This window comes from Burkholderia humptydooensis (assembly GCF_001513745.1).
In the GTDB taxonomy this organism is placed as follows: Bacteria; Pseudomonadota; Gammaproteobacteria; order Burkholderiales; family Burkholderiaceae; genus Burkholderia; species Burkholderia humptydooensis.
In genome coordinates this window covers 1397295-1419866 of sequence record NZ_CP013380.1, presented here as the reverse complement: position 1 = coordinate 1419866, position 22572 = coordinate 1397295, and the positions used below count along the sequence as shown (strand labels likewise).

Below are 22572 nucleotides of genomic sequence, written 5' to 3'. Positions count from 1 at the left end.
TAGGGCCGGCGCGCTCGTGAGCGCAGTCGACGCCGCGATGATCCGCGATAGCTCGCGATCGCCGGTGATCGCCGGTGATCGCCCCTTGATGGCCGCACGCATCGCAATCGCCATGCAAGGCCGTGAGGAATCCGCCGGCCACGGAATGGCGCGGGGCATGGCGGGACGACACAACGGGGCGAACGCCGATGCCAATCTCGCGCCGCCGCGCACCGCGGCTAGAACGCCCCCTGCCCGGCGCGCCGCCACGCCAAGCAGGCCGCATAGCCTGCGGGCGCGTCGAGCCATGCGGCGTCGAACGCCGCCACGCCGCTCGCGGCCGACGTCGGATCGACGACGCCGACGACGGGCGCGCGGCCCGCGCCCGGCGGCGCGCCGCCGGCGAGCACCGAAAACGCGGTCAGGCCGCCGCCGATCCCCGTGCCGAGCGCCTTCAGCAGCGCCTCCTTCGCCGCCCATACGCGGTAGCACGCCGATTCGCGTTCGTCAGCGGGCAGCGCGTCGATCGCCGCGGCGTCCACGGGCGCGAACGCCGAGCGGCCGAGCGACCTCCAGTCGACGCCCGCCCGCCGCGCCTCGATGTCGACGCCGACACGCGCGGCGCGGCTCCATGCGATCAGCGCGTGCGCGCCCGAATGCGATACGTTGAAGTCGAGCGTCGGCGCGCGCGCCGCATGCTCGGGCGCGAGCCGCGGGCGGCCCGACGCGTCGGCGACGATCCGCAACTCGGCGGGCGGCAAGCCGAGCGCCGCGCCGATCACGCCGCGCACGACGGCGCGCGTCGCGGCGCTGCGCAGCGTGTCCTCCGCGCGCATGAAGCGGTGAGCGCGCTCGCGCTCGGCGTCGCTCAGCCACGCAAGCGCGCATGTGCGGTGCGCGGCGTCGAAATCGAAATCGAGCCGCACGAGCCGCACGCCGGCGCGTTGCGCCGCCGCGGGCGGCGACAGTTCGACGGCGCGAAAGGCGGCGTCGGTCGGGAACGGCAAGGCGGCGTCGGTCGATTGGCGCATCGGCGGCGGTGCACGTCGTGCAGGCGGTGGAAAGCGCTCGATGGTAACGGATCTTCGCGCGCGCCGGCCGCAGCCGGCCGCGGCCGTCTCTCGCGCCGCTCAGCCCGCGGCCGTCCGTCCTGCCGCTTCGTCGCGCGCCGCGAGCCCGCGCTCGGGCGGGGACGACTGCCGATAGACGTCGCCCGGCGTCCCGGGCGCGAGCGCGCCCGTCTTCAGCCAGCCGAGCGCGATCGGCCAGAGCGTCGGTTCGAAGCGGCTGTGGAAGAACGCGAAATGCCCGATCGACGCCGCGCCGATCTGCTCGGGCGCGATCCGCAGATGCGTGACCGCGCTGCGCGTGTAATAGCCGAGCAGGCGTTCGACCGCCTCGACGCTGCCGAACTCGTCGTCCGACAGGCCGATCGCGAGCATCGGCGCGGTGAGGCGCGTGAAGCGCTCGACGAGCTCGCGCCGCGCGTCGGGCGTCTCGTCGAGCGGCGCGCGCACGTACGCGTCCTCGAAGCGCGGCCGGCTGCGGCTCCACGACAGCGCGACGCCGCGCGGCGTATCCTCCATCCAGCCGAGCCGCTTGGCCGGAACGTAGCCGAACACGCGTGCGAGAACCGGCATCGCGAGATGCCATTTGATCAGCATCCGCAGCCGGTGCGAGCCCGCGTAATCGCGCCAGTACGCATATTGCGAGCCGACCGTGAGCACGCGGCGCACGAGCGGATTCGACGCCGCGAGCCCGAGCACGACGCCGCCGACGCTGTGCGCGACGACGTCGACTGGCTGGCCTGCAAACGTGCGCGCCGCATATTGCAGCACCGCGTCGCAATCGAGGCGGCCCCAGTCGAGCCAGGTCGCGTGAAAGCCGGCGAGCGAGGCGGGCCGCGATTCGCCGATGCCGCGATAGTCGTAGACGAGCACGTCGCTGCCGTGGCTGAACAGATACGCGGCGAAGCGGAAGTAATAGCGGCAGCGCACGGACGTCGCGCAATTGACGACCGTCACCGGCCTGCCCGCCGCAGGGCCGCGATGCCGCCACGCGAAACCGCGCACGGGAAAGCCGTCGGCGGCGGGCGCGATGAAGGGCTCGGGCGGAATGGCGTCGGGTTGCGGGTCCGGCATATCTATCGTCTCCTTATATCTTCGATTTGTCGGGGCGGGGCGCCGCGCGGCCGTCCGCTCTCGTCAGTCGGCCGCGGACCGGCGGATGCACGTCCGTCGATCGCCCGCCGCAATCGGGCGGCATCGCGATGCTGCGACGCCGCGCGGGCACGGCGACGCGCGCCGATGCGCCGCCGTCCGCTCAGGTTCCGCATTGCTGCGGCCCCGGATATCGCCGCGCGGACATCGCACGGCCGAATGGCCCGAATGGCCCGAATGGCCGCCGCCTGAATGGCCGCCGCGACGCAGCAACGATACGTTACTCGATTTGCGCGAAGCCGGCAGCGAGCCGCGCCCGGTCGGGAAACGGCGGCGCGCGGTGAGCGGAACGCGCGCGCGACCCAATATGCGCCGGCCCATACCTGCCGTCCCGAGCCGCGAGCGAACGGTGGCGATATTGCGCGGACGCCGAAACGCACGACGCGGCGCGGTGCGCCGAACGCCGCCGGCCGGAATCGTCGCCCGATGCCGGGTTGCGGCGGCGTACCGGTACGCCGGGCTTTGCCCGCCCCCGCTCAACTCAACAACCCGAGCATCGCCGCGCGCACGACGGCCGCGGTCTTGTTCGCGGTCCTGAGCTTCAGGATCGCGTTCTTCACGTGGAAGTTCACCGTATCGACGGAAATCGCGAGGATCTTCGAGATCTCGCCGGACGTCTTGCCGTCCGCCGCCCATTTGAGCACCTCGACCTCACGCTCGGTCAGCCCGCGCTCCGGGTCCGCCATCAGCTTCGGCAACATCATGCGGCCGAGCGCGGCGTGCGCGGTGCGCACGAGCCAGCGCATCCGGTATTCCTTCGCGTCGAGCTCCGCCTCCGTCACCGGCCCGCGCGAGCGGACGAGCGCGAGCATGCCCATGCCGCCGTATGCGTCGAAGCTCGATTGCGCCCAGCCGAACCGCAGTCCGAACGACTGCGCCTCGACCCACATCTGATGCGAGGACGCAAACAGCGTCTCGCTCAGGACGACCGGCTGCTGCGATCGGCGGCCGTGCGCGAGGATCGGATCGATGTCGAGAAAACCCGCCTCGACGTAGCGCCGCTTCCATTGCTCGGGAAAATTGCTGCGCGTCTCGATGCGCGGCCTGGACAGCGGCCAGGGCACGCGCAGCCCGTATGCGCAGTATTCGAAATCGAGGGCCGTCGTCGCGGTTTCGATGCTCCGAAACGCCTCTTCCTCGGATCGTGCGCTGTCGAGCCCCGCCAGCAGATCCTCTGCCCAATTCCCCATCGCCGCCCTCATCGGACCTCCATGCTCGGGCAAGCCGAAGTTTCTCGCGTAGCGGTACGATGCGCCGCGCCCGACGCGGCAATGCGAGGCAAGATCAACCGGCCCGAATGATCAGCATGTATTTATGATTGATTGTGCTTATGCGGTTTGCGTTTTCGTGTAATGCGATTCGAATTACACATGCGCGGCGACCTTCGGGCAAATGAGATTTTTTCATTCCCCAAAACGGCCCCATACGCTGCTCGAATAGCCGAAGAAATCGCTCAATGCTTGCTCGGATTATTCACGCGCGACGCCAGAACATCTCAAAAAAGCCTTTGTGCAGGCATCGGCGGAGCGGGCGAAAAGCGAGTGAAAAGTGGGCGAAAGATAATGGGTGCATCGACACGCGCAGCGAGTGCGGCTTGTGTGATATCGCAATTTTTAACCAAAAAGTAAATCGGCGCATTGCGACGCGAGGCACGCGCGACGCATTCGTCAGTTGAATGACGCGCGCCGCGTGCGAGTCGGCAGATGACGAACGTCTGCCGACGGACAGCGCGACACGCCTGCCGGCGGCGCGCGATCGAACGGGAACGAGCAGGAAAACGAGCGCTGCGGCAAGCGCCGGGAATGCGCCGCGTGATCCGCTGCGCGGGCGGCAAGCGAGCCCCCGCGCGTCGCGAATCGAACGTCCGTCAGCCGAGCGCCGTGGCGGGCGCGGATGCGGCGGCGGCGAGTTGCGCCGGCAACGCGTTCAGCCGCGCAAGCTGCGCCATGACTTCGGCGAGCGAAAAAGCGACGCTGCAGTTCGTCGTGTCGATCAGGATATCGGGAGCCACGGGCGGCTCGTACGCGCCCGACACGCCCGTGAACTGCATCAGCCGCCCCTGCTCGGCGCGCGCGTACATCCCCTTCGGGTCGCGCGAGCGGCACACTTCGAGCGACGTCGCCACGTAGGCCTCGAAGAAGCCTTTCCCGACGATCGAGCGCGCGAGATCGCGATGCGCCTGCAGCGGCGAGATCGTCGCGACGATCACGACATAGCCTTCGCGCTGGAACAGCTTGGCGACGTGCGCGAAGCGGCGGATGTTCTCCAGCCGGTCGGCGTCGGAAAAGCCGAGATCGGCGCAAAGGCCGGCGCGCAGCGCATCGCCGTCGAGCACGACCGCCTTCGCGCCGCCCTCGATCAGCCGGTTCAGCAGCGCGTTCGCCGTCGTCGTCTTGCCGGCCCCCGGCAGCCCCGTCATCCATACGACCGGAGCGACCGCCTCCGGCGGAAAACCGCCCATCATGTCCATGCGTTAGCCTCTTTCAAACTCCCTTTGGCACGAGGTGAGAGTTTAACCACTGAAAAAGATAAAAAATGCGCTCTTCCCGGATTATTGCAGACGAATTAATTACAAAAGATTAAATGCTCCAGCACCGGCTTCATCGGGTTGTCGCAAATGGAGTCGAGCGCGCGGCGTCGTGCGCCGGCGCGCGGCGTCGTGCGCGACGATCGGCATCGGATAGGTGTCGCCGAGCCGCACGCCCGCCGCGGCGAGCTGCGCGGGCGGCGCGGCCCAGGGCTCGCGGAGCGCGGCCGGCGGCAAGCCGGCCAGTTCGGACGCTCAGCGCCGCACGTAGGCGCCGTCCGGATCGAACCGCCTCCCCTGCGCGACCGGATTGAAGATCCGGAAGTACGGCGCGGCGTCCGCGTCGACGAGCGTGTCCCGGAACCACGCGTCGCCCACCCGCCAGTCGATCAGCAGATGCTTGACGAGGAACGACGTGCAAACCGTCCGCGCGCGATTGTGCATCCCGCCCGTCGCCCGGAGCTCGCGCATGCCGGCATCGACGAACGGATAACCCGTTGCGCCGCGCCGCCACGCGGCGAGCGCGGCGGGATCGTCGCGCCACGGCATCCCGTCGAGCGTGTGACGCAGGCTGCGGCGCGGCAGGTCCGGAAAACGATAGGGCTGAGCCCAGCAAAACTCCCGCCAGCCGAGCTCGCTCAGAAACGTGTCGAGATCCGCCTGCGTCGCCGCGCGGTGCGCGCGTCCTCGCCGAAACGCCACGCTTCGCGCAAACCGCCCGCCCAGTCCGGGCGCTCGGCTCGAGCCCGAGCGCGTCGAGCTCGATCACGGGGCGCCCCGACTCGGCGGCACGCGCGAGCGCGGGATGACGGTACACGCGCAGATCATCGCGAAACCCGACGACGGCGGGCGCGGCCGGGACGGATGAAGACAACGGACGGACTTCGATGAAAGACAAACGAAACAAAGTCAACGCGGACCGACCGTATCGGGCGCGGCGCCGCGCGCTCAAGCTTCGTGCACCGCCCCCCCAAAATTTACGGAATTACCCTCGGTTTTACGCGTCGTCCGTTCGGCAATCATGGAATACGCGGACGTTTGAATCGACCCCCGACGCAAGCGGTATCGCAACGCCTGCCGGCCGCGCCGATGTTTGGAGGCCGCGCCCTATTCCGAATGTTTGGCTGAACGATAATTGAACACGTATAAATCAGCGCAACGGGCATGAACCCGTCGGCGCGAACGGCGATCGCTTGCGCAAGCGATCGATCGGAGCGCAACAAAATCGGTACCCGACATGGAGGGAGACAATGGCAATCCGGCAACCGGCGTCGGCCGACTGGACCGACACGAAACGCTATTGGTGGCTGCTCGGCGCGCTGACGATCACGCTGCCGCTCCTCGCCGCGCTCCTCGCGCTGTCGACAGGCTGGCATATCTTCTGGTGGTTCGGGCCGCTCTTCGCGTTCGGCGTCATTCCGGTGCTCGATCTGCTGATCGGCGTCGACAGCGAGAATCCGCCCGAATCGATCGTGCCCCGGCTCGAAAGCGACCGCTACTATCGCCATGTCGTCTATCTCGCGACCTTCGTTGTCTACGTCGCATTCGCGGGCGCGATCTGGATCGTCGGCACGAAGCCGCTCGCATGGTACGACTATCTCGGCTTCGCGCTCTCGCTCGGCGCGGCGACCGGCATTTCGATCAACACCGCGCACGAGCTCGGCCACAAGACGAGCCCGCTCGAGCGCTGGCTCGCGAAGATCACGCTCGCGCCCGTCGCGTACGGCCACTTCTTCGTCGAGCACAATCGCGGGCACCACGTGCGCGTCGCGACGCCGAACGATCCCGCGAGCGCGCGCTACGGCGAATCGTTCTGGGCGTTCCTGCCGCGCACCGTGACGGGCAGCATCGCCTCCGCCTGGCGGCTCGAGCGGGAGCGTCTCGCGCGAGGCGGCCGCCCGGTCTGGTCGTGGCGCAACGAGGTGCTGCAGGCATGGGCGATGACGGTCGCGCTATGGAGCGCCGCGATCGCGTTCGGCGGCGCGAAGGTGGCGCCGTTCCTGCTGATCCAGGCGGCCTACGGCGCGTCGCTGCTCGAGGTCGTGAACTATGTCGAGCATTACGGACTCGGCCGCAAGCAGTTGCCGACCGGACGCTACGAGCGCTGCACGCCGCAGCATTCGTGGAACAGCAACCACGTCGTGACGAACCTGTTCCTCTATCAACTGCAACGCCACGCCGATCATCACGCGAATCCGACGCGCTCGTATCAGGCGCTGCGGCACTTCGACGATTCGCCGCAGTTGCCCGCCGGCTACGCGGCGATGATCCTGCTCGCGTACGTGCCGCCGCTGTGGTTCCGGGTGATGAATCCGCGGGTCGTTGCGCACTACGGCGCGGACATGGCGCAATCGAACATCAAGCCGTCGATCCGGCAGAAGGTGCTCGCGAATCTGGCGATCGCGAACACGCCATGATTCGATGACGCGCCGGGACGCCGCCCCACGGCGGCCCGGCGCGCGGACGCCGCGACGCTTTGCGTTCGCGTTTCGTTGCTTCGCCCGCATTGCTTCGCCCCTCTCGCGCTGAACGACCGCAACCGCCTCGCCTGAATCGCGCTTTTTCCGACCGCGAAACGCCGCCGTCCCTGGCATACACGGCGCTCACGTCGCACGCGCGCCCATCGCCGCCATACCTCGCGCCGCGACGTCGCGCCCGCCCGCGACCAATTGACACGCCGCCTTTCCCGCCACGCCCGGCGGCCCAATATCGGCGCGCCTGAGCGGCCCGCGCGATGCGGCGCGCAACGCCGTCGCGCCGCCCTGTCGCGGCATCGAGCCTTTACAAGCGCATGGCCGTCTCATACCATCCGCCAAAACATACATTCTTTGCACATGTTTAATCGACGGCCTGTCGCGCCACCGTCGCATTGAACGTTTTTCTCCACATTCACCCTCTTGAAAGGAGAGAGGTCATGCGCTCCACACGTCGTTCATGGGCATGGCTCGGGCTCGTCTGCCTCGCGTCATTCGCCGTCCTGCTATGGCTCGGCAGAGACATCTATCTCGCCGCGCCGCCGATACCGAACACGGTCGTCAGCGAAAATGGGCGCGTCATTTTCACTGGCGAGCAGATCAGGCTCGGTCAGCAGGTCTGGCTCGCATCGGGCGGCCAGCAACTCGGCACCGTCTGGGGGCACGGCAGCTACGTCGCGCCGGACTGGTCGGCGGACTGGCTGCATCGCGAAGCGCTCGAGCTGCGCGACGCGTGGGCGCGCCAGCAATTCGGCGCGCCGTACGAGAAGCTGCCCGTCGATCAGCAAGGCATGCTCGATGCGCGCCTGAAGCATGAAATGCGCGCGAACCGCTATGACGCCGCGAACGATCGCCTCACGCTGTCGGATGCGCGCGCGGCGGCGGCGCAGCGGGTCGCCGGGCACTACGAAGCATTGTTCGGCGCCGATCCGTCACTCGACACGCTGCGCGACCAGTACGCGATGACGGCAGGCTCGGTGCCGGGCGCGGCCGACCGCACCGCGCTCGCGTCGTTCTTCTTCTGGTCCGCGTGGTCGGCGACGACCGACCGTCCCGGCGAAACGGGCATCACGTATACGAACAACTGGCCGCACGAGCCGCTCGTCGGCAACACCCCGACCGCCGCGAACGGCATGTGGTCGATCGCGAGCGTGATCATCCTGCTCGGCGCGATCGCCGCGATGGTCTGGTATCACACCGCGCACGGCGAGCACGATGCGCCGCTCGCCGTCCCGACCAACGATCCGCTCTTCAACGTGAAGCCGACGCCGTCGATGCGCGCGACGAAGAAGTACTTCTACGTCGTGATCGGCCTGCTGCTCACGCAGGTCTTCATGGGCGCGATCACCGCGCACTATGCGGTGGAAGGCCACAGCTTCTTCGGCATTCCGCTCGCGGACGTGATGCCGTGGGTCGTGAGCCGCACGATCCATACGCAGTTCGGCGTCCGCTGGATCGCGACCGCGTGGCTCGCGACGGGCCTCTACATTTCGCCGCTTCTGTCCGGCCGCGAGCCGAAGCTGCAAAAGCTCGGCGTCGACGTGCTGTTCTGGGCGCTGATCTTCATCGTCGTCGGCTCGACCGTCACCGGCTGGCTCGGCTCGCTCAAGCATCTCGGCACGAACTTCTCGTTCTGGATCGGCAATCAGGGCCTCGCGTACACGAGCATGGGCCGCGTCTGGCAGATCCTGCTCTTCGTCGGCCTGCTGTTCTGGCTGTTCCTGATGGGCCGCGCGCTGATGCCCGCGCTGCGTAACAAGGCGACCGAAGGCCGCGGCCTGATCGGCATGGTGTTCCTGTCCGCCGCGTGCATCGGGCTCTTCTATGCGTCGTCGCTCGCGTGGGGGCAAAACACGCACTACTCGATGATCGAGTACTGGAGATGGTGGCTCGTGCACCTGTGGGTCGAAGGCTTCTTCGAAGTGTTCGCGACCGCGGTGATCGCCCTCATCTTCGCGCGCCTCGGCCTCATCCGCTTCGAAAGCGCGAACCGCGCGATCGTGATGGAGACGATCGTGTTCCTGTTCGGCGGCATTCTCGGCACGCTGCACCACCTGTACTTCACCGGCACGACGACGTCGATCATCGCGGTGGGCGCCGTGTTCTCCGCGTGCGAAGTGGTGCCGCTCGCGCTCGTCGGCTTCGAGGGCTGGCAGACGTATCGCAAGTCGCACGCCGCGCCGTGGATCCAGTCGTACAAGTGGGCGATCCTCTGCTTCGTCGCGGTGGGCGCGTGGAATACCGTCGGCGCGGGCCTGCTCGGCTTCTCGATCAATCCGCCGATTTCGCTCTACTACGTGCAGGGCCTGAACATGACGCCCGCGCACGGCCACGCCGCGCTGTTCGGCGTGTACGGGATGCTCGGCATCGGCCTGATGCTGTTCTGCCTGCGCGGCATGTCGGCGCGCGGCGCGTGGAGCGACGGCCTGCTCAAGCCCGCGTTCTGGCTGCTGAACGTCGGCCTCTTCATGATGGTGTTCGTGTCGATCCTGCCGTCGGGCATCTATGAAGCGTATGCGAGCGTGACGAAGGGCCTCTGGTACGCACGCTCGCCGGAAGTCGTGCACGCGCCGATCATGAACGCGCTCGTGTGGCTGCGCGTGCCGGGCGACATCGTGTTCGCGTTCGGCGTGCTGTATCTCGGCTGGTTCGCGCTTCGCCTGCTGCGCCGGCCCGCGCCGCCGCAGCCCGACGAGCGCGCCGTCGGCCAGGCCGCGCAACGCATGTAAGCGCCGCTCTCGCGCCGCCGGCGGGCCGGGCGCATCGCACGGCCCGCCGGCCTCCTCTCCTCCCTCCGTCCGGAGCAATCATGCCGAATGCCTCAGCAATCCGAAGCGAAACGCCCGACGAGCTCGCGCTGCGCGACGTCATCGATCCGGAGATCGGCGTCAACATCGTCGACCTCGGTCTCGTCTACCGGATCGAACGCACCGAAGAGCGCATCGTCGTGACGATGACGATGACGTCGCCCGCCTGTCCGATGGCGGGCGTCGTGATCGACGACGTGCAGGCGACGCTCGGCGACGCCACCTCCGATGCGCTGCCCGTCGACGTCGATCTCGTCTGGGAGCCGCCGTGGGCGCCGAAGATGATGAGCGACGCGGCGCGCGAGCAGATGGGCTGGCCGATCGCGTAACGCGCTTCACGCCCTCGACGTCGTGCCCGCCGCCATGCAACCGGCCGCTTCGTTCGCCCGCCCGATCGTCCGAGCGACGGCGGGCGGCGTGATCGTCGCGCTGCTCGCGTGCGGCGTCGCGACGGGTCTCGCGCGGCTCGGCGCGCCCGCGCCAGCGCATGCCGTATCGAGGCTCGCGTGGCACGGCGTGCTGATGATTCCGGTGTTCTTCGGCGCGGTGATCGGCATCGAGCGCGCGGTCGCGCTCGGCGCGCGCTGGGCGTATCTCGTGCCGGCGATGGCCGTCGCGGCCGGCATCACGTTGCTTGCAGGCGCGCCGCCGATGCTCGCCGCCGCGCTGCTGGCCGGCGCGGCAAGCGTCGCGCTCGCCGTCAACGCCGCGGTGCTGCGGCGGCAAACCGCGCTGTTCCTGTGGGTGCTCGCCGCGAGCGTCGGATGCTGGTGGGCGGGCGATGTCGTCTGGCTGCTGACGGGCGATCCGTTCGCGGCCGTTGCGTGGTGGCTCGCGTTCCTGATCCTGACGATCGCCGCCGAGCGGCTCGAGCTCACGCGCGTGCGCCCGCTGCCGCGCGGCGCGAGCGCCTGCTTCTGCGGCATCGCCGCGCTGCTGCCCGTCGCCGCCGCGCTTGCGCCGTGGCAGCCGCTGCCCGCGCTGCGGCTGTTCGGCGCGGGCGAACTGCTGCTCGCGTCGTGGCTGATCCGCTACGACGTCGCGCGCCGCACGGTGCGCCAGCGCGGCCTCACGCGCTTCATCGCCGTCTGCCTGCTGTCCGGCTACGGCTGGCTCGCGGTGAGCGGCGCACTCGGCCTGACCGGTGCGCTCGCGCCCGGCCATCCGGCGCACGACGCCGCACTGCACGCGCTCACGCTCGGCTTCGTGTTCTCGATGATCCTCGGGCACATGCCGATCATCGTGCCGGCAGTCACACGGCTGCGCGTCGCGTACCGGCCGTTCTTCCACGCGCCGCTCGCGCTCTTGCACGCAGCCGTCGCGCTGCGCGTCGCGGGCGGTCTCTTCGATGCGTTCGCGCTGCGGCGCGCGGGCGGCGAAATCGCCGCGCTCGCGCGCCGTTCGACGAGGCCTAGCAGCAACGGCAAGCGAGCCGGCTAGTTCACCGCATCTGTCGCGTCAACGCGCGAACGCGACAGCCTTGCGCGCGGACAAAGATGCGGCCGCGCAATCCAATCTTGTCGCAGCACATGCGCGCGCTTCTTCTCCTATCATGCATCACGAAAGCAACATATCGGAAAATGGAGGAACGCCATGCCGCTCGTCCGCTCGACGGACCACAACGCGCCCGCGCAGCCCGACGGCCGCCGCGCCGCGCTGTGGTCGACCGGCTTCCGGCCCTTCTATCTCGGCGGCGCCTCTTTCGGCGCGATCGCGATGCTCGCGTGGCTCGGCGCGCTCGCGGGCCGCGACTGGGCCGGCCACGCGCCGCCCGCGAGCGGCCTCTTCTGGCACGCGCACGAAATGGTCTTCGGCTTCGGCGGCGCGATCGTGTCCGGCTTCCTGCTGACGTCGGTGCGCACCTGGACGTCGACGAACCCCGCGCAAGGCCCGTCGCTCGCCGCGCTGTGGCTGCTGTGGCTCGCCGGCCGCGTGCTGATGTGGACGGGGCCCGGCTGGGCCGCGGCCGCGGTCGACGTCGCGTTCCTGCCGGCGATCGCCTATGCGCTCGTCCGCGCGCTGATCGGCGCGAGGAATCGGCACGGCATCTTCCTGCCCGTCGCGCTCGGCATGCTCGCCGTGCTCAACGCGCTCTTTCACCTGTGGCTCCGGCAAGGCCACGCCGACTGGGCGCTGCGCTGCGTCGAGCTCGCCGCGGGGTTGCTCGTGCTCTTTATCGTCATCATCGGCGGGCGCATCATTCCGTCGATCGCGACGGCCGCGCGGCCCGAGCTCACCATCGGGCAGTGGCGGATCGTCGAATCGTCGGTGATGCCGGTGACGCTCGCCGCGCTGATCGCCGACGCGACGGCCGCCCCCGCGCCCGCGATCGCCGCGCTCGCCGGGGCGGCGGCCGCGCTGCACGCGGCGCGGCTCGCCGGCTGGCGCTTCTGGGCGACCGGGCGGCGGCCGATGCTGTCGATCCTGCACGTCGCCTATGCATCGATCGCCGCCGGCTTCGCTCTGACGGCCTTGAGCGCATACGGGCTCGTCGCGCATTCGCTCGCGCTGCACACGTTCACGATGGGCGCGATCGGCTGCGCGATCATCGGGATGATCACGCGCACCGCGCTGGAACAGACGGCACGCGAGCCCGTCGCGAACTTCGCCGAGCGCGTCTGCTACGGACTGCTGATCGCAGCGACGCTCGCGCGCGTCGCAGGGCCGTGGCTCGCGCCCGCCGCGACCGCGCAATGGCTCGTCGTCGCGGGCGTCGCCTGGACGGCTGCGCTGCTCGTCTACGTCGCGCGCTATGCCGGACGCCTGGTTTCGCCTGCGTTGACCGCGCCCGGTTCGGACGCGAAGTCCGGCGAGTAGGCGCATTGCCGGACGTTAGTCGTTAGTCGCAAGTCGTTCGGCGAGACCTCGCTTTCTCGTCGGCGATGCCCGGTTCGCTCACCGCACCCGCCCGGCTGCGGACACGAGACGGCGCACACCGTGAGCGCCCGCTCTCCCGCCCGCCTCCCGTCACGCGTCAGAGCCGCATATTCGCGGCCGCGCGGCAAATCCTGCCATCCGCACGAGCGTCGCGCATTCGGTCCGCGCAACCGGCGATCGATGCCGCAGCCCGGATTCGCCTCGCCTTAATCGCCGTCAAGTGCGCGCCAAACTTCGGCGTCTCGGCGTTGACCAACACAACATCTGGTATTTAGCATTCACCACATCACCAGATTTTGTGTCATAAACGAGAGAGGCCCACGTTGTCCGAGACCATCCACCCTGGCGCCGCGTCGAATCCGGCACCGCGCGGCAAGCCGCTGATCGACGTCGAATCGTCGATCAACGAATACCTGGACCGGCAGGACTGGCGCGTCAACGCGAACGCGAACCAGGGCTATTCGCTCGGCGGCCTGATCCTGAACGTGTCCGGCAAGGTGATCGCGAACTACTGGCTGAGCCACGTCTACCCGAGCGCGATCGGCGAAGCGCACCGCAACGCGGATCTGCACATCCACGATCTCGACGTGCTGTCCGGCTACTGCGCGGGCTGGTCGCTGCGCACGCTGCTCGCCGAAGGGCTGAACGGCGTGCCCGGCAAGGTCGAGTCGGGGCCGCCGAAGCACCTGTCGAGCGCCGTCGGCCAGATCGTGAACTTCCTCGGCACGCTGCAGAACGAATGGGCGGGCGCGCAGGCGTTCAGCTCGTTCGACACGTACACGGCGCCGTTCGTGCGCCGCGACGCGCTCACCTACGCCGAAGTCAGGCAGTCCGTTCAGGAGCTGATCTACAACCTGAACGTGCCGTCGCGCTGGGGCACGCAGACGCCGTTCACGAACCTGACGTTCGACTGGACCTGCCCCGAGGATCTGCGCGAGCAGGTGCCCGTGATCGCCGGCGAAGAGATGCCGTTCACGTACGGCGATCTGCAGCCCGAAATGGACATGATCAACCAGGCGTACATCGAGGTGATGCAGACGGGCGACGCGGCGGGCCGCGTGTTCACGTTCCCGATCCCGACCTACAACATCACCGCCGATTTCGACTGGCACAGCCCGAATGCCGGGCGCCTGTTCGAGATGACCGCGCGCTACGGCCTGCCGTACTTCCAGAACTTCATCAATTCCGAGCTGAAGCCGAACATGATCCGCTCGATGTGCTGCCGGCTGCAACTCGACCTGCGCGAGCTGATGAAACGCGGCAACGGGCTCTTCGGCTCGGCCGAGCAGACGGGATCGATCGGCGTCGTCACCGTGAATTGCGCGCGGCTCGGCCATCTGCACGCGGGCGACGAGCGCGCGCTCTTCGCGCGGCTCGACACGCTGCTCGACTACGGCAAGGAGAGCCTCGAGATCAAGCGCGACGTGATTCAGCGCCACATGGACAACGGGCTCTTCCCGTACACGAAGCGCTATCTCGGCACGCTGCGCAATCACTTCTCGACGCTCGGCGTGAACGGCGTCAACGAGATGATCCGCAATTTCACGCACGACGCGCACGACCTGACGACCGACTGGGGCCATGCGTTCGCGCTGCGGCTGCTCGACCACGTGCGCGCGCGCATCGTCGAGTATCAGGAGGAAACAGGCCACATGTACAACCTCGAGGCGACGCCCGCCGAGGGCACGACGTACCGCTTCGCGAAAGAGGACCGCCGCCGCTATCCGGCCATCCTGCAGGCGGGCACGCCGCAGATGCCGTACTACACGAACTCGTCGCAGTTGCCGGTGGGCTTCACCGACGATCCGTTCGAGGCGCTCGAGCGCCAGGACGACCTGCAGCGCAAATACACGGGCGGCACGGTGCTGCATCTGTACATGACCGAGCCGCTGTCGTCCGCCGACGCGTGCCGCACGCTCGTGAAGCGCGCGCTCACCCGCTTCTCGCTGCCGTATCTGACCGTCACGCCGACCTTCTCGATCTGCCCGACGCACGGCTATCTCGCGGGCAGCCACCCGTTTTGCCCGAAGTGCGACGAAGCGCTGCTGCGTCGCAAACTGTCTCAATCCCAACCGATGGAAGCCTGAACATCATGACGACACTGCAAGCCAACCCACAAGCCGCCCTCGCCGCGATCGCGCTGCCCGACGACGAGCGCCAGCCGTGCGAAATCTGGACCCGCGTAATGGGCTACCATCGCCCGGTGTCGTCGTTCAACGTCGGCAAGCAAGGTGAATTCCACGAGCGCAGGTACTTCCGCGAGCGCGAAACGGGCGACGTCGAAGCGAGCGGCGTCGCCATGCGCGCGGCGGCGTAAGCGCGGCTCGCTCACGCGATGAACCTCGCCCTTCCCCGGCGTCGTTCGCTCAAGGTGGGCGGGCTCGTCCCGTTCACCGCGACCGACTATCCCGGCCAGTTCGCCGCGGTCGTGTTCGTGCAGGGCTGCCCGTGGCGTTGCGGGTATTGCCACAATCCGCACCTGCAGCCGCGCTCGCATCCGGCCGGGATCGAATGGGACGCGCTGCTCGCGTTCCTCGCGCGCCGCGTCGGGCTGATCGACGCGGTCGTGTTCAGCGGCGGCGAACCGTCGATCGATCCGGCGCTCGCCGCATCGATCGGCGACGTCAGGCAGCTCGGCTTCAAGATCGGCCTGCACAGCGCGGGCACGCATCCGCGGCGACTCACTCCCCTGCTGCCGTCGCTCGACTGGATCGGGCTCGACGTGAAAGCGCCGTTCGACGACTACGCGCGCACGACGCGCGTGCGCGCAAGCGGCGGCCATGCACGGCAGAGCCTCGAAGCAGTGCTCGCGAGCGGCATCGCATACGAATGCCGGACGACCGCGCATCCGGATCTGCTGCCCGAGCCGGCGCTGCTGCGCATCGCGCACGAACTCGCCGATCTCGGCGTCGAGCATTACGTGCTGCAAGTGTTTCGGGCGCAAGGATGCGGCGACGGCGCGCTGAACGCGGCGCATCTCGCCGGCTATCCGAGCGATGCGGTGCTCGGCCGGCTCGATCGCCTGTTTGCGAATTTCGCTATTCGGCGCGGTTGAGCCGGCGCGGCCGAATCGGCCGCGCATGGTCAGATCTTGCCGTGCAACGCGGCGTCGGCGCCCTCGTCGGCCTGCGTGAGCGTGAACGCATGCTCGTGCTCGCGCGCCGGCTCGCGTCGTGCGAGCCGCGCGGCTTCGCCTCGCGCGATCGCGAGAATGCGACTCGCGTCGTCCGGGTCGAAATCCTCGTGAAAGCGCTTCCTGACGCCATGCTCGCCGAGCTGCAAATGCGCGTCCGGCGCGATCCCGTGCCGCGCGAGGCTCTTCTTCGCGCACACGAGCGGGCAGCCGTCGATCGCGAGAATCAGCCGCCCCGAATGGGCGACCCTCAGGAGCGACGGCACGTCGCCGCCGACGCCCGCGATGCACGACATCTCCGCGTCGCCGCCGCGGTCGAGCCGCACCGCGACATGATTCGCGAGTTGCGCGACGTTCGAGCATCCCGAGCAGGAATAGACGATCGGCAGCGCTTTCGTTTCGTGATTCATTCCGGTCTCCTGATCGCCCGTTCGCCGGATCGCGCGCATCTCAGTCCGTCATCCTCAGTCCGACATCCCGCCGCGCCCGACCGGCTGCTGGCGGAACAGCCGCGACGGCAGCCATCGCTCGAGCGAAAACACCGACAGATCGATCGCGTCGAGCGAATTCTTCACGAGCAAACCCAGCTCGGTATCGCCTTCCATCGTCAGGCGCCGGCTGAAGAACAGCGTATCGGGATCTTCGCGGCGCTGCGACAGCAGATAGAAGTCGTACGCGGTCGCGCCGATCGTCAGCTCGACGTCTCGCCCGCCCGACAGCGCCGAAAACGTTCCGCGCCGGCAGACGAAATCGAACGCGACGCCCGCATCCTTCACCTGGATGCGCAGCGGACGATCGTCCAGCAGCGCGAGCGTCTCCGCGGGCAAATGCCGGCGCAGCACGAGATTGATCCCGCTCGCGAACAAGAGCGCGCCCGGATACGCGGGCAATTTCGACAGCAGCTTGCCGAGTGCGGGCGGCAATTGATAGATCGGGGCGTTCATCGGGGATTCCTCATCATCCAGTTCGAAGCGACGCGGCAAGGGCCGAGCCGCGGCTTCAATGCGCGACGCGCTCGAGGCCCGGCTTGCCGTACCAGTAACCGTTGCACGACGTCTCCGGCATCCTGTCGTGCAGCGCGGCGAGCGCGTCGCGCGCGCTCGCGCGGCCGTTCAGCACGCCGTGAAATGCGTCGACCACGTCGGCCATGTGCTGCGATTGCGGGCTCAACCGGACGACGTCGACGTTCAGCGCACGCAACGCGTCGATCTCGCCGATCAGGTTGTAGACGCGCGCGGACTGCGTCGAAACGCCATTGAGCACGAGGAAGGGCTCGCCTTCGCGCGTGTGCAGCGGCAGGCCGTCCGGGTGCTCCATGCACACGTACTGGCAGTTGTCCTTCGGGAAATTGCGATTGCGCGCGGTGAAGCAGCGCGCGGAAAACGCAAGCGGAATGCGCCCATAGGCGAACACTTCGGTTTCCAGATGCGCGGGCCGCTCGGCCTGCATCTGCGCGAGCCCCGCCTCGCTCATCTCGGGCGGCATCACCCAGCGCCGCGCGCCGAGCTCCGCGAGCATCGCGAGCGTCGGCGGGTTGTAGACGTTCAGCCACGGCCCCGCGACGAACGCGCGCGCCGCGCTGCGGCGCACGGCGCCCATGTCGTTCGCCTCGACCAGATAGCGGCCGTTCCCGGCGATCTCGCGCATCGCCTTCAGGTCCCGGCCCGATTCGAGCAGCACCTGCGTCGACAGCACGACTTCCTTGCCGGCCTCGGCGAGCATGTCGGCGATCTCGATCCAGTCCGCGAAGCGCAGCTCGTGCCGGCGCGCGCAGACGGTCTCGCCGAGATACACGATGTCGACGGGCGTCTCCGCCATCGCCTGATAGAACTGCATCGTCGCGACGCGCGGCCAGTAGTACTGCACCGGCCCCAAAGCAATTTTCATGATCCTGGCTCCCGCATTCAGGCGTGCGCCGTCGTGCGTGTCATTTCCACGGCCGATGGTAGGCGCCGAGCGTATGCTGCTGCCCTTCCGCGACCTTGTTCAGTTCCGTCATCCACGCCGGCTTCACGTAGTAGCGCGCGAGGTTCGCCGCGCACTGATCGATCGCTTCGCGCCACACGCGCGTCACCTGTGCGACGTACGCGGGGCTGCGCTGGCGGCCTTCGATCTTGATCGCGCGGATGCCGATCTGCATCAGCTTCGGCAGCAGCTCGAGCGTGTTCAGGCTCGTCGGCTCCTCGATCGCGTAGTAGCTCTCGTCCGCGACCTTGAAGCGCCCCTTGCAGAGCGTCGGGTAGCCGGCGTTCTCGCCGTCTTCGTAACGATCGATCAGCACGCCGTTCAGCCGCGATTCGAGGCCGTCGGGCGTCTTCTGCCAGCGCACCGCCTTCGCGGGCGAGCACACGCCGCGCGTGTTCGGCGATTCGCCCGTCGCGTACGACGACAGCGCGCAGCGCCCTTCGACCATCACGCACAGACTGCCGAAGCCGAACACCTCGATTTCGACCGGCGTGTTCTCGGCCACCTGCTCGACCTGCGCGAGCGACAGCACGCGCGGCAGCACCGCGCGCGACACGCCGAAGTGCTCGTGATAGAAGTTGATCGCCTCGTAGTTCGTTGCCGAGCCCTGCACCGACAGGTGCAGCCGCAGCTCCGGGTAGCGCTCGCGCGCGAAGCGCATGAGCCCCGGATCGGCGACGATGATCGCGTCGACACCCGCGTCGGCCGCGCGGCCCACCGCTTCCCGCCATGCGGTCCAGCCGTCCGGCTGCGGATACGTGTTGAGCGCGACGAGCACCTTGCGGCCGCGCTCGCGCGCATAGCGGATGCCGGCCGCGATCGCCTGCGCGTCGAAGTTCAGGCCGGCGAAGTTGCGCGCGTTCGTCGCGTCGCGAAAACCGAGATACACGCAGTCCGCGCCGTTGTCGACCGCGGCCTTCAGCGCGGGCAGGCTGCCCGCCGGGCACACGAGTTCGATCGGCGCGGCGCCCGTCGCGAAGTGACTGCTTTGCGTCATGGCATGACGGCTCCATCAAAGAAACGAGAAACCGCTCGCGGCATGCCGGCGAGCGGCGGAAACGGGCGTCGCCCGAAGCGAGGCGCCGTCAGCCGAGCGCGGGCAGCGGCGCACGCACCGGCTCGGGTGCGAGCGCCGCGGCGGCCGCGCGCCTGACGCCCGTGAGCAGATAGTCGATCAGCTCGCGCACGGAACGGATCTCGTGGCCGAACGGCAAAACTTCCGAGCCGCGGAAGAACAGCCCGCGCTTGATGTCGCCCGCGAGCGCGAACGCAAGCCGCGTGTCGATGCAGAACTGCCCGTGCTTCCCGATGCCGTCGCGCAGCCCGCATTGCTGCAGGCAATCGAAGCCGACGAGGCACTTGCGCGGCTTCGCCGCGCGCTGCAGCTTCCGTTGCCGTTCCAGATAGTTCGTGAGCCACGGCGTGCGCACCGCGCGCGCCGGCAGGCCCGCGACGCTCATGAACGTGACGATGTCGTCCGGCCCCGCCTCGACGAGCACTTTCTTGAAGTTCGGATGCGCGTCGCCCTCTTCGGTCACGGCGAACGGCGTGCCGAGCTGCACCGCGCTCGCGCCGAGCGCGAACAGTTGCCGCGCCTGCTCGTGGCTGTGGATGCCGCCCGCCGCGATCAGCGGAATCCGCTCGCGCTCGATGCCGAGCTCCCTGAACAGCGCGAACGTGCCTTCGAGCACCGCGGGAAACGCGAAATTCGGGTTGTTCAGGGTGTCTGTCGTCGGCGCGCCGAGATGGCCCGCCGCGTAGCGCGGGTTCTCGATGACGACGGCGTCGGGCAGGCGGTTCTTGCGCATCCACTTCTTCAGCACGAGCCCGATCCCACGCGCATCCGACAGGATCGGAATCAGCGCGACGTCGGGAAAATCGGCGGTCAGCTCGGGCAAGTCGAGCGGCAGACCCGCGCCGACGACGACCGCATGCGCGCCGCTCTCGCACGACTGGCGCACATACGACGCGTATTCGGACAACGCGCGCATCACGTTGACGGCGACGAGCCCGCATCCGTTCGCGAGCGACTTCGCCGCGCGGATCTCGCGATCGAGCGCTTCGAGGTTCGCCGCGTCGATGAGCGCGCGATCGCGCGAGCGGCCGGTGCGCGCCATCAGGTCGGGATGATGGCGGCGCAGGTCGACGCTCGAGATCGTCCCGAACGCGCCTAGCGACGCGACCGCGCCGGCAAGCCGGTGCGCGGACACGCCGACGCCCATCCCGCCTTGCACAATCGGCAGCAGCGACCTGCCCTTGATCACGAGATTCTTGAATGCGGTTTTGACGACGGACACGGACACGGCAAATTCCTGAAAGGGCGGCTTACGCCTGGTGCGTAAGTGTGCGGCCGAATGTGTTGGCATCGCCTTAATCGGCGTCAAGGTCTCGGTCCGGATCGCGCCTCGATCCGGGGTTATGATCAGAATGCCGAAACATGGGTGCGTCGCGTCGCCGCGCGTCGTTGATGCGCTGGCGCGCGATGCGCCGGCCGCCCCCGTTCGCGGCGCCCCTCGCCGAGCGCATTCTTTCCGCCATGCAGCGCAAACTCGAACTCGACCACTCCCCCGCGCTGAGCGTGCCGCTGCGCTTCTTCGTCAGCGCGCCGCTCTTCGCGATCGCCGCGGCAGGCTTGCTGCTGTGGGCCGGGCCGGATGCGCTCGCGTCGCGCTGGTCGCCCGCCGCGCTCGCGCTCACGCATCTGTGCGCGCTCGGGATGCTCGCGACAACGATGGTCGGCGCGATGATTCAGATCATGTCGGTCGCAACCGGCATCCGGATCGCATCGCCCGTCGCAAACGCAACCGCGATCCACGCGTGCCTGACGCTCGGCACGCTGATGCTCGCGGTGGCGTTCGCGGGCGCGGCGCCCGTGTTGTTCGCGCCCGCCGCGCTGCTGCTCGGTGCGGCGCTCCTGTGGTTCCTGCTCATCTGCGCGCTCGGCTTCGCGCAACATCGGCGGCGCATGCCGGCAGGCGCCGCAAGCGTGTTGCGCACCGTGCGCCTCGCGTGGCTCGCGCTCGCGGGAACCGGCGCGCTCGGCGTGTCGCTCGGGTTCGCGCTCGGCGGGCATCTGCCCTTCTTCTCGATCGGACTCGTCGATCTGCACGCGACCTGGGGGCTGGCCGGCTGGGTCGGGCTGCTGACGGCCGGCATCTCGTACCAGTTGATCCCGATGTTCCAGGCGACCGAGCCCTATCCGCGCGCCGCCGCGCGGTGGTTCGGCCCAGGCGTGTTCGCGGCGCTCGTTGCGGCATCGGCCGCCGCGTTCGGTCCGGGCGATCGCCGCGGCTTCGCCTCCGACGCGATCCGGCTCACGCTCTACGCGCTGTACGCGGGATACGCCGCGTGGACCTTTTACCTGCTCTGGACGCGCAAGCGCCCCGAAGCCGACACGACGACGCTGTTCTGGCGCACCGCGACGGCGAGCGTCGGATGCGCGAGCGTGCTGTGGATCGCGAACGCGGCCGCGGGCGGCCGAGACGTCGCGGTGACGGTCGGCGTGCTGCTGATGGTGGGCGGCGCGTGGTCGGCGATCAACGGGATGCTCTACAAGATCATCCCGTTCCTGCTGTGGTATCACGCGCAAAAGTCGAGCGAGACGACGATTCCCGCGATGCCGAAGGTCAAGGACATGTTGCCGGAGCGCGCCGCGCGCCCGCAGTTCCTCGCGCACGTCGCCGCGTTGCTGCTGCTCGCCGCCGCGAGCGTCGCGCCGGCGCCGTTCGCGCGGCCGGCCGCCGTCGCGCTCGGCGTGTCGGCCGGCTGGCTCGCGCTCAACATGCTCGGTGCATGGCGGCGCTACGCGCGAATCCGGCGGCGCGTCGCGTCGGCGTCAGTACTGCATCTCCGAGCGTAGCCGGTCGACGTCGGGAATGAAGATGTCGCGGCCGTTGACGACGACGAGCTCGCGCGTGCACAGATCGCGCAGCACGCGCGAGAAATGCTCGGGCGTGAGATTCAGGCGCGACGCAATCGCCTTCTTGCCCGTCTCGAGCCGGATCTGCAGGCCGGATTCCGCGGGCGCGTCGGTCTGCTCGAGCAGGTAGCTGATCACGCGCTGCGTGCCCGAGCGCAGCGAATACGTCTCGACATCGACGACGAGCTGATGCAGGCGCATGCTGAGGCTCGCGAGCATCCGGCGCGCGAACGCCGGGTTGTGATCGAGCTCCTCGGTCACGACGGCCTTCGTCACGTGCAGGAGCAGCGTGTCGGAGAGCGCTTTCGCCGTCACCGCATACGGCTTGTCCATGAACATCACCGCTTCGCCGAAGCTGTCGCCCGGCCCGAGCAGGCGCACGATCTTCTCGATGCCGAGCGGCGAGAACGAGCTCAGCTTGATCTGGCCGTAGACGATCATGTGAAAGCCGCCGCAAGGATCGCCGCGGCTGAACACTGTCTGCCCGCGCGGCACCTGCACGCGCATCGTGCCGCGCGCGAGATTGTCGAGCTCGCCGCGCGACAGCACGCTGAAAATCGGCAACCGCGCGAGAAAGTCCTGCACGGGAATCTTGCTTTCCTTCATCACGCCACCTTCATCACCAGGGTCTGTTGACATACGGAACGCACATGCGATTTCGTATGTCAACAG

The 22572-nt window shown here is 68.5% G+C and carries 20 protein-coding genes and 1 pseudogene; 9 read left to right on the top strand and 12 right to left on the bottom strand.

Annotated elements, in window-relative coordinates; translation table 11 throughout:
• Nucleotides 1-218: 218 nt before the first annotated feature.
• The 5 genes and pseudogenes from AQ610_RS06565 to AQ610_RS32850 form a co-directional block, all read right to left on the bottom strand.
• Entirely contained in the window at nucleotides 219-1010 is a 792-nt protein-coding gene (locus AQ610_RS06565; protein WP_043282403.1) for a 4'-phosphopantetheinyl transferase family protein, read from the bottom strand.
• A 99-nt stretch (nucleotides 1011-1109) separates the two neighbouring features.
• On the bottom strand, nucleotides 1110-2120 hold the full coding sequence (locus tag AQ610_RS06560) for an alpha/beta hydrolase family protein (protein ID WP_006025896.1): 1011 nt from the start codon (nucleotides 2118-2120) through the stop codon (nucleotides 1110-1112).
• A gap of 554 nt (nucleotides 2121-2674) precedes the next feature.
• Complete coding sequence (locus AQ610_RS06550; RefSeq protein ID WP_009913036.1) at nucleotides 2675-3388, bottom strand: autoinducer binding domain-containing protein; 714 nt, start codon at nucleotides 3386-3388, stop codon at nucleotides 2675-2677.
• Between the two features lie 677 nt (nucleotides 3389-4065).
• Nucleotides 4066-4668: an adenylyl-sulfate kinase gene (gene cysC / locus AQ610_RS06545; RefSeq protein WP_006025893.1), complete on the bottom strand. Its 603-nt coding sequence runs from the start codon at nucleotides 4666-4668 to the stop codon at nucleotides 4066-4068.
• A 99-nt stretch (nucleotides 4669-4767) separates the two neighbouring features.
• Nucleotides 4768-5521, bottom strand: a pseudogene (locus tag AQ610_RS32850) (FAD-binding domain-containing protein); the annotation flags it as partial.
• A gap of 454 nt (nucleotides 5522-5975) precedes the next feature.
• Here AQ610_RS32850 and AQ610_RS06530 point away from each other — a divergent pair.
• The 8 genes from AQ610_RS06530 to AQ610_RS06495 all read left to right on the top strand — a co-directional run bounded on the left by AQ610_RS06530 (nucleotide 5976) and on the right by AQ610_RS06495 (nucleotide 15938).
• Complete coding sequence (locus AQ610_RS06530; RefSeq protein WP_006025890.1) at nucleotides 5976-7142, top strand: alkane 1-monooxygenase; 1167 nt, start codon at nucleotides 5976-5978, stop codon at nucleotides 7140-7142.
• A 497-nt stretch (nucleotides 7143-7639) separates the two neighbouring features.
• Complete coding sequence (locus tag AQ610_RS06525; protein WP_006025889.1) at nucleotides 7640-9928, top strand: nitric-oxide reductase large subunit; 2289 nt, start codon at nucleotides 7640-7642, stop codon at nucleotides 9926-9928.
• 80 nt (nucleotides 9929-10008) lie between these two features.
• Nucleotides 10009-10335 (top strand): metal-sulfur cluster assembly factor, encoded by a 327-nt coding sequence (locus AQ610_RS06520; protein ID WP_006025888.1) that lies wholly within the window; start codon nucleotides 10009-10011, stop codon nucleotides 10333-10335.
• A gap of 22 nt (nucleotides 10336-10357) precedes the next feature.
• A complete protein-coding gene (locus tag AQ610_RS06515) occupies nucleotides 10358-11446 on the top strand; it encodes a DUF8744 domain-containing protein (protein ID WP_045554829.1) in 1089 nt (362 codons plus the stop codon).
• 153 nt (nucleotides 11447-11599) lie between these two features.
• Nucleotides 11600-12823, top strand: coding sequence for an NnrS family protein (locus AQ610_RS06510; protein ID WP_006025886.1), 1224 nt, complete (start codon nucleotides 11600-11602; stop codon nucleotides 12821-12823).
• A 383-nt stretch (nucleotides 12824-13206) separates the two neighbouring features.
• Nucleotides 13207-14970, top strand: coding sequence for a ribonucleoside triphosphate reductase (locus tag AQ610_RS06505; protein WP_006025885.1), 1764 nt, complete (start codon nucleotides 13207-13209; stop codon nucleotides 14968-14970).
• 2 nt (nucleotides 14971-14972) lie between these two features.
• Complete coding sequence (nrdD, locus tag AQ610_RS37875) at nucleotides 14973-15200, top strand: anaerobic ribonucleoside-triphosphate reductase (protein ID WP_075644971.1); 228 nt, start codon at nucleotides 14973-14975, stop codon at nucleotides 15198-15200.
• 18 nt (nucleotides 15201-15218) lie between these two features.
• Nucleotides 15219-15938 (top strand): anaerobic ribonucleoside-triphosphate reductase activating protein, encoded by a 720-nt coding sequence (locus AQ610_RS06495; protein WP_009913049.1) that lies wholly within the window; start codon nucleotides 15219-15221, stop codon nucleotides 15936-15938.
• Nucleotides 15939-15967: 29 nt separating this feature from the next.
• Here the strand turns inward: AQ610_RS06495 and AQ610_RS06490 are convergent, their stop codons facing one another.
• The 6 genes from AQ610_RS06490 to AQ610_RS06470 are packed head-to-tail and all read right to left on the bottom strand — an operon-like array spanning nucleotide 15968 to nucleotide 20284.
• Nucleotides 15968-16426 carry a putative zinc-binding protein gene (locus AQ610_RS06490; protein WP_043282482.1) on the bottom strand — a complete coding sequence of 153 codons (459 nt, stop codon included), beginning with the start codon at nucleotides 16424-16426 and terminating at the stop codon, nucleotides 15968-15970.
• 54 nt (nucleotides 16427-16480) lie between these two features.
• Nucleotides 16481-16960, bottom strand: a complete 480-nt coding sequence (ubiT, locus tag AQ610_RS06485) for a ubiquinone anaerobic biosynthesis accessory factor UbiT (protein ID WP_009913050.1) — start codon at nucleotides 16958-16960, stop codon at nucleotides 16481-16483.
• 55 nt (nucleotides 16961-17015) lie between these two features.
• Nucleotides 17016-17903 carry a U32 family peptidase gene (locus AQ610_RS06480; protein WP_009913051.1) on the bottom strand — a complete coding sequence of 296 codons (888 nt, stop codon included), beginning with the start codon at nucleotides 17901-17903 and terminating at the stop codon, nucleotides 17016-17018.
• A gap of 40 nt (nucleotides 17904-17943) precedes the next feature.
• The gene (ubiU, locus tag AQ610_RS06475) at nucleotides 17944-18978 is read right to left on the bottom strand and encodes a ubiquinone anaerobic biosynthesis protein UbiU (RefSeq protein ID WP_006025879.1); all 1035 of its coding nucleotides are present in this window, start codon (nucleotides 18976-18978) and stop codon (nucleotides 17944-17946) included.
• Nucleotides 18975-19070 carry a dioxygenase gene (locus AQ610_RS38065; protein WP_080595009.1) on the bottom strand — a complete coding sequence of 32 codons (96 nt, stop codon included), beginning with the start codon at nucleotides 19068-19070 and terminating at the stop codon, nucleotides 18975-18977. Before AQ610_RS38065 ends, ubiU begins: the two co-directional genes overlap by 4 nt.
• The gene (locus AQ610_RS06470; protein ID WP_006025878.1) at nucleotides 19067-20284 is read right to left on the bottom strand and encodes an NAD(P)H-dependent flavin oxidoreductase; all 1218 of its coding nucleotides are present in this window, start codon (nucleotides 20282-20284) and stop codon (nucleotides 19067-19069) included. Before AQ610_RS06470 ends, AQ610_RS38065 begins: the two co-directional genes overlap by 4 nt.
• Nucleotides 20285-20517: 233 nt before the next feature.
• On the opposite strand from AQ610_RS06470, the gene AQ610_RS06465 reads away from it, so the two are divergent.
• Nucleotides 20518-21840: a hypothetical protein gene (locus tag AQ610_RS06465; protein WP_043282481.1), complete on the top strand. Its 1323-nt coding sequence runs from the start codon at nucleotides 20518-20520 to the stop codon at nucleotides 21838-21840.
• On the opposite strand, the gene AQ610_RS06460 is transcribed toward AQ610_RS06465, so the two are convergent.
• Nucleotides 21817-22506 carry a Crp/Fnr family transcriptional regulator gene (locus AQ610_RS06460; RefSeq protein ID WP_009913058.1) on the bottom strand — a complete coding sequence of 230 codons (690 nt, stop codon included), beginning with the start codon at nucleotides 22504-22506 and terminating at the stop codon, nucleotides 21817-21819. The two genes, AQ610_RS06465 and AQ610_RS06460, sit on opposite strands and share 24 nt — an antisense overlap.
• Nucleotides 22507-22572 lie beyond the last annotated feature (66 nt).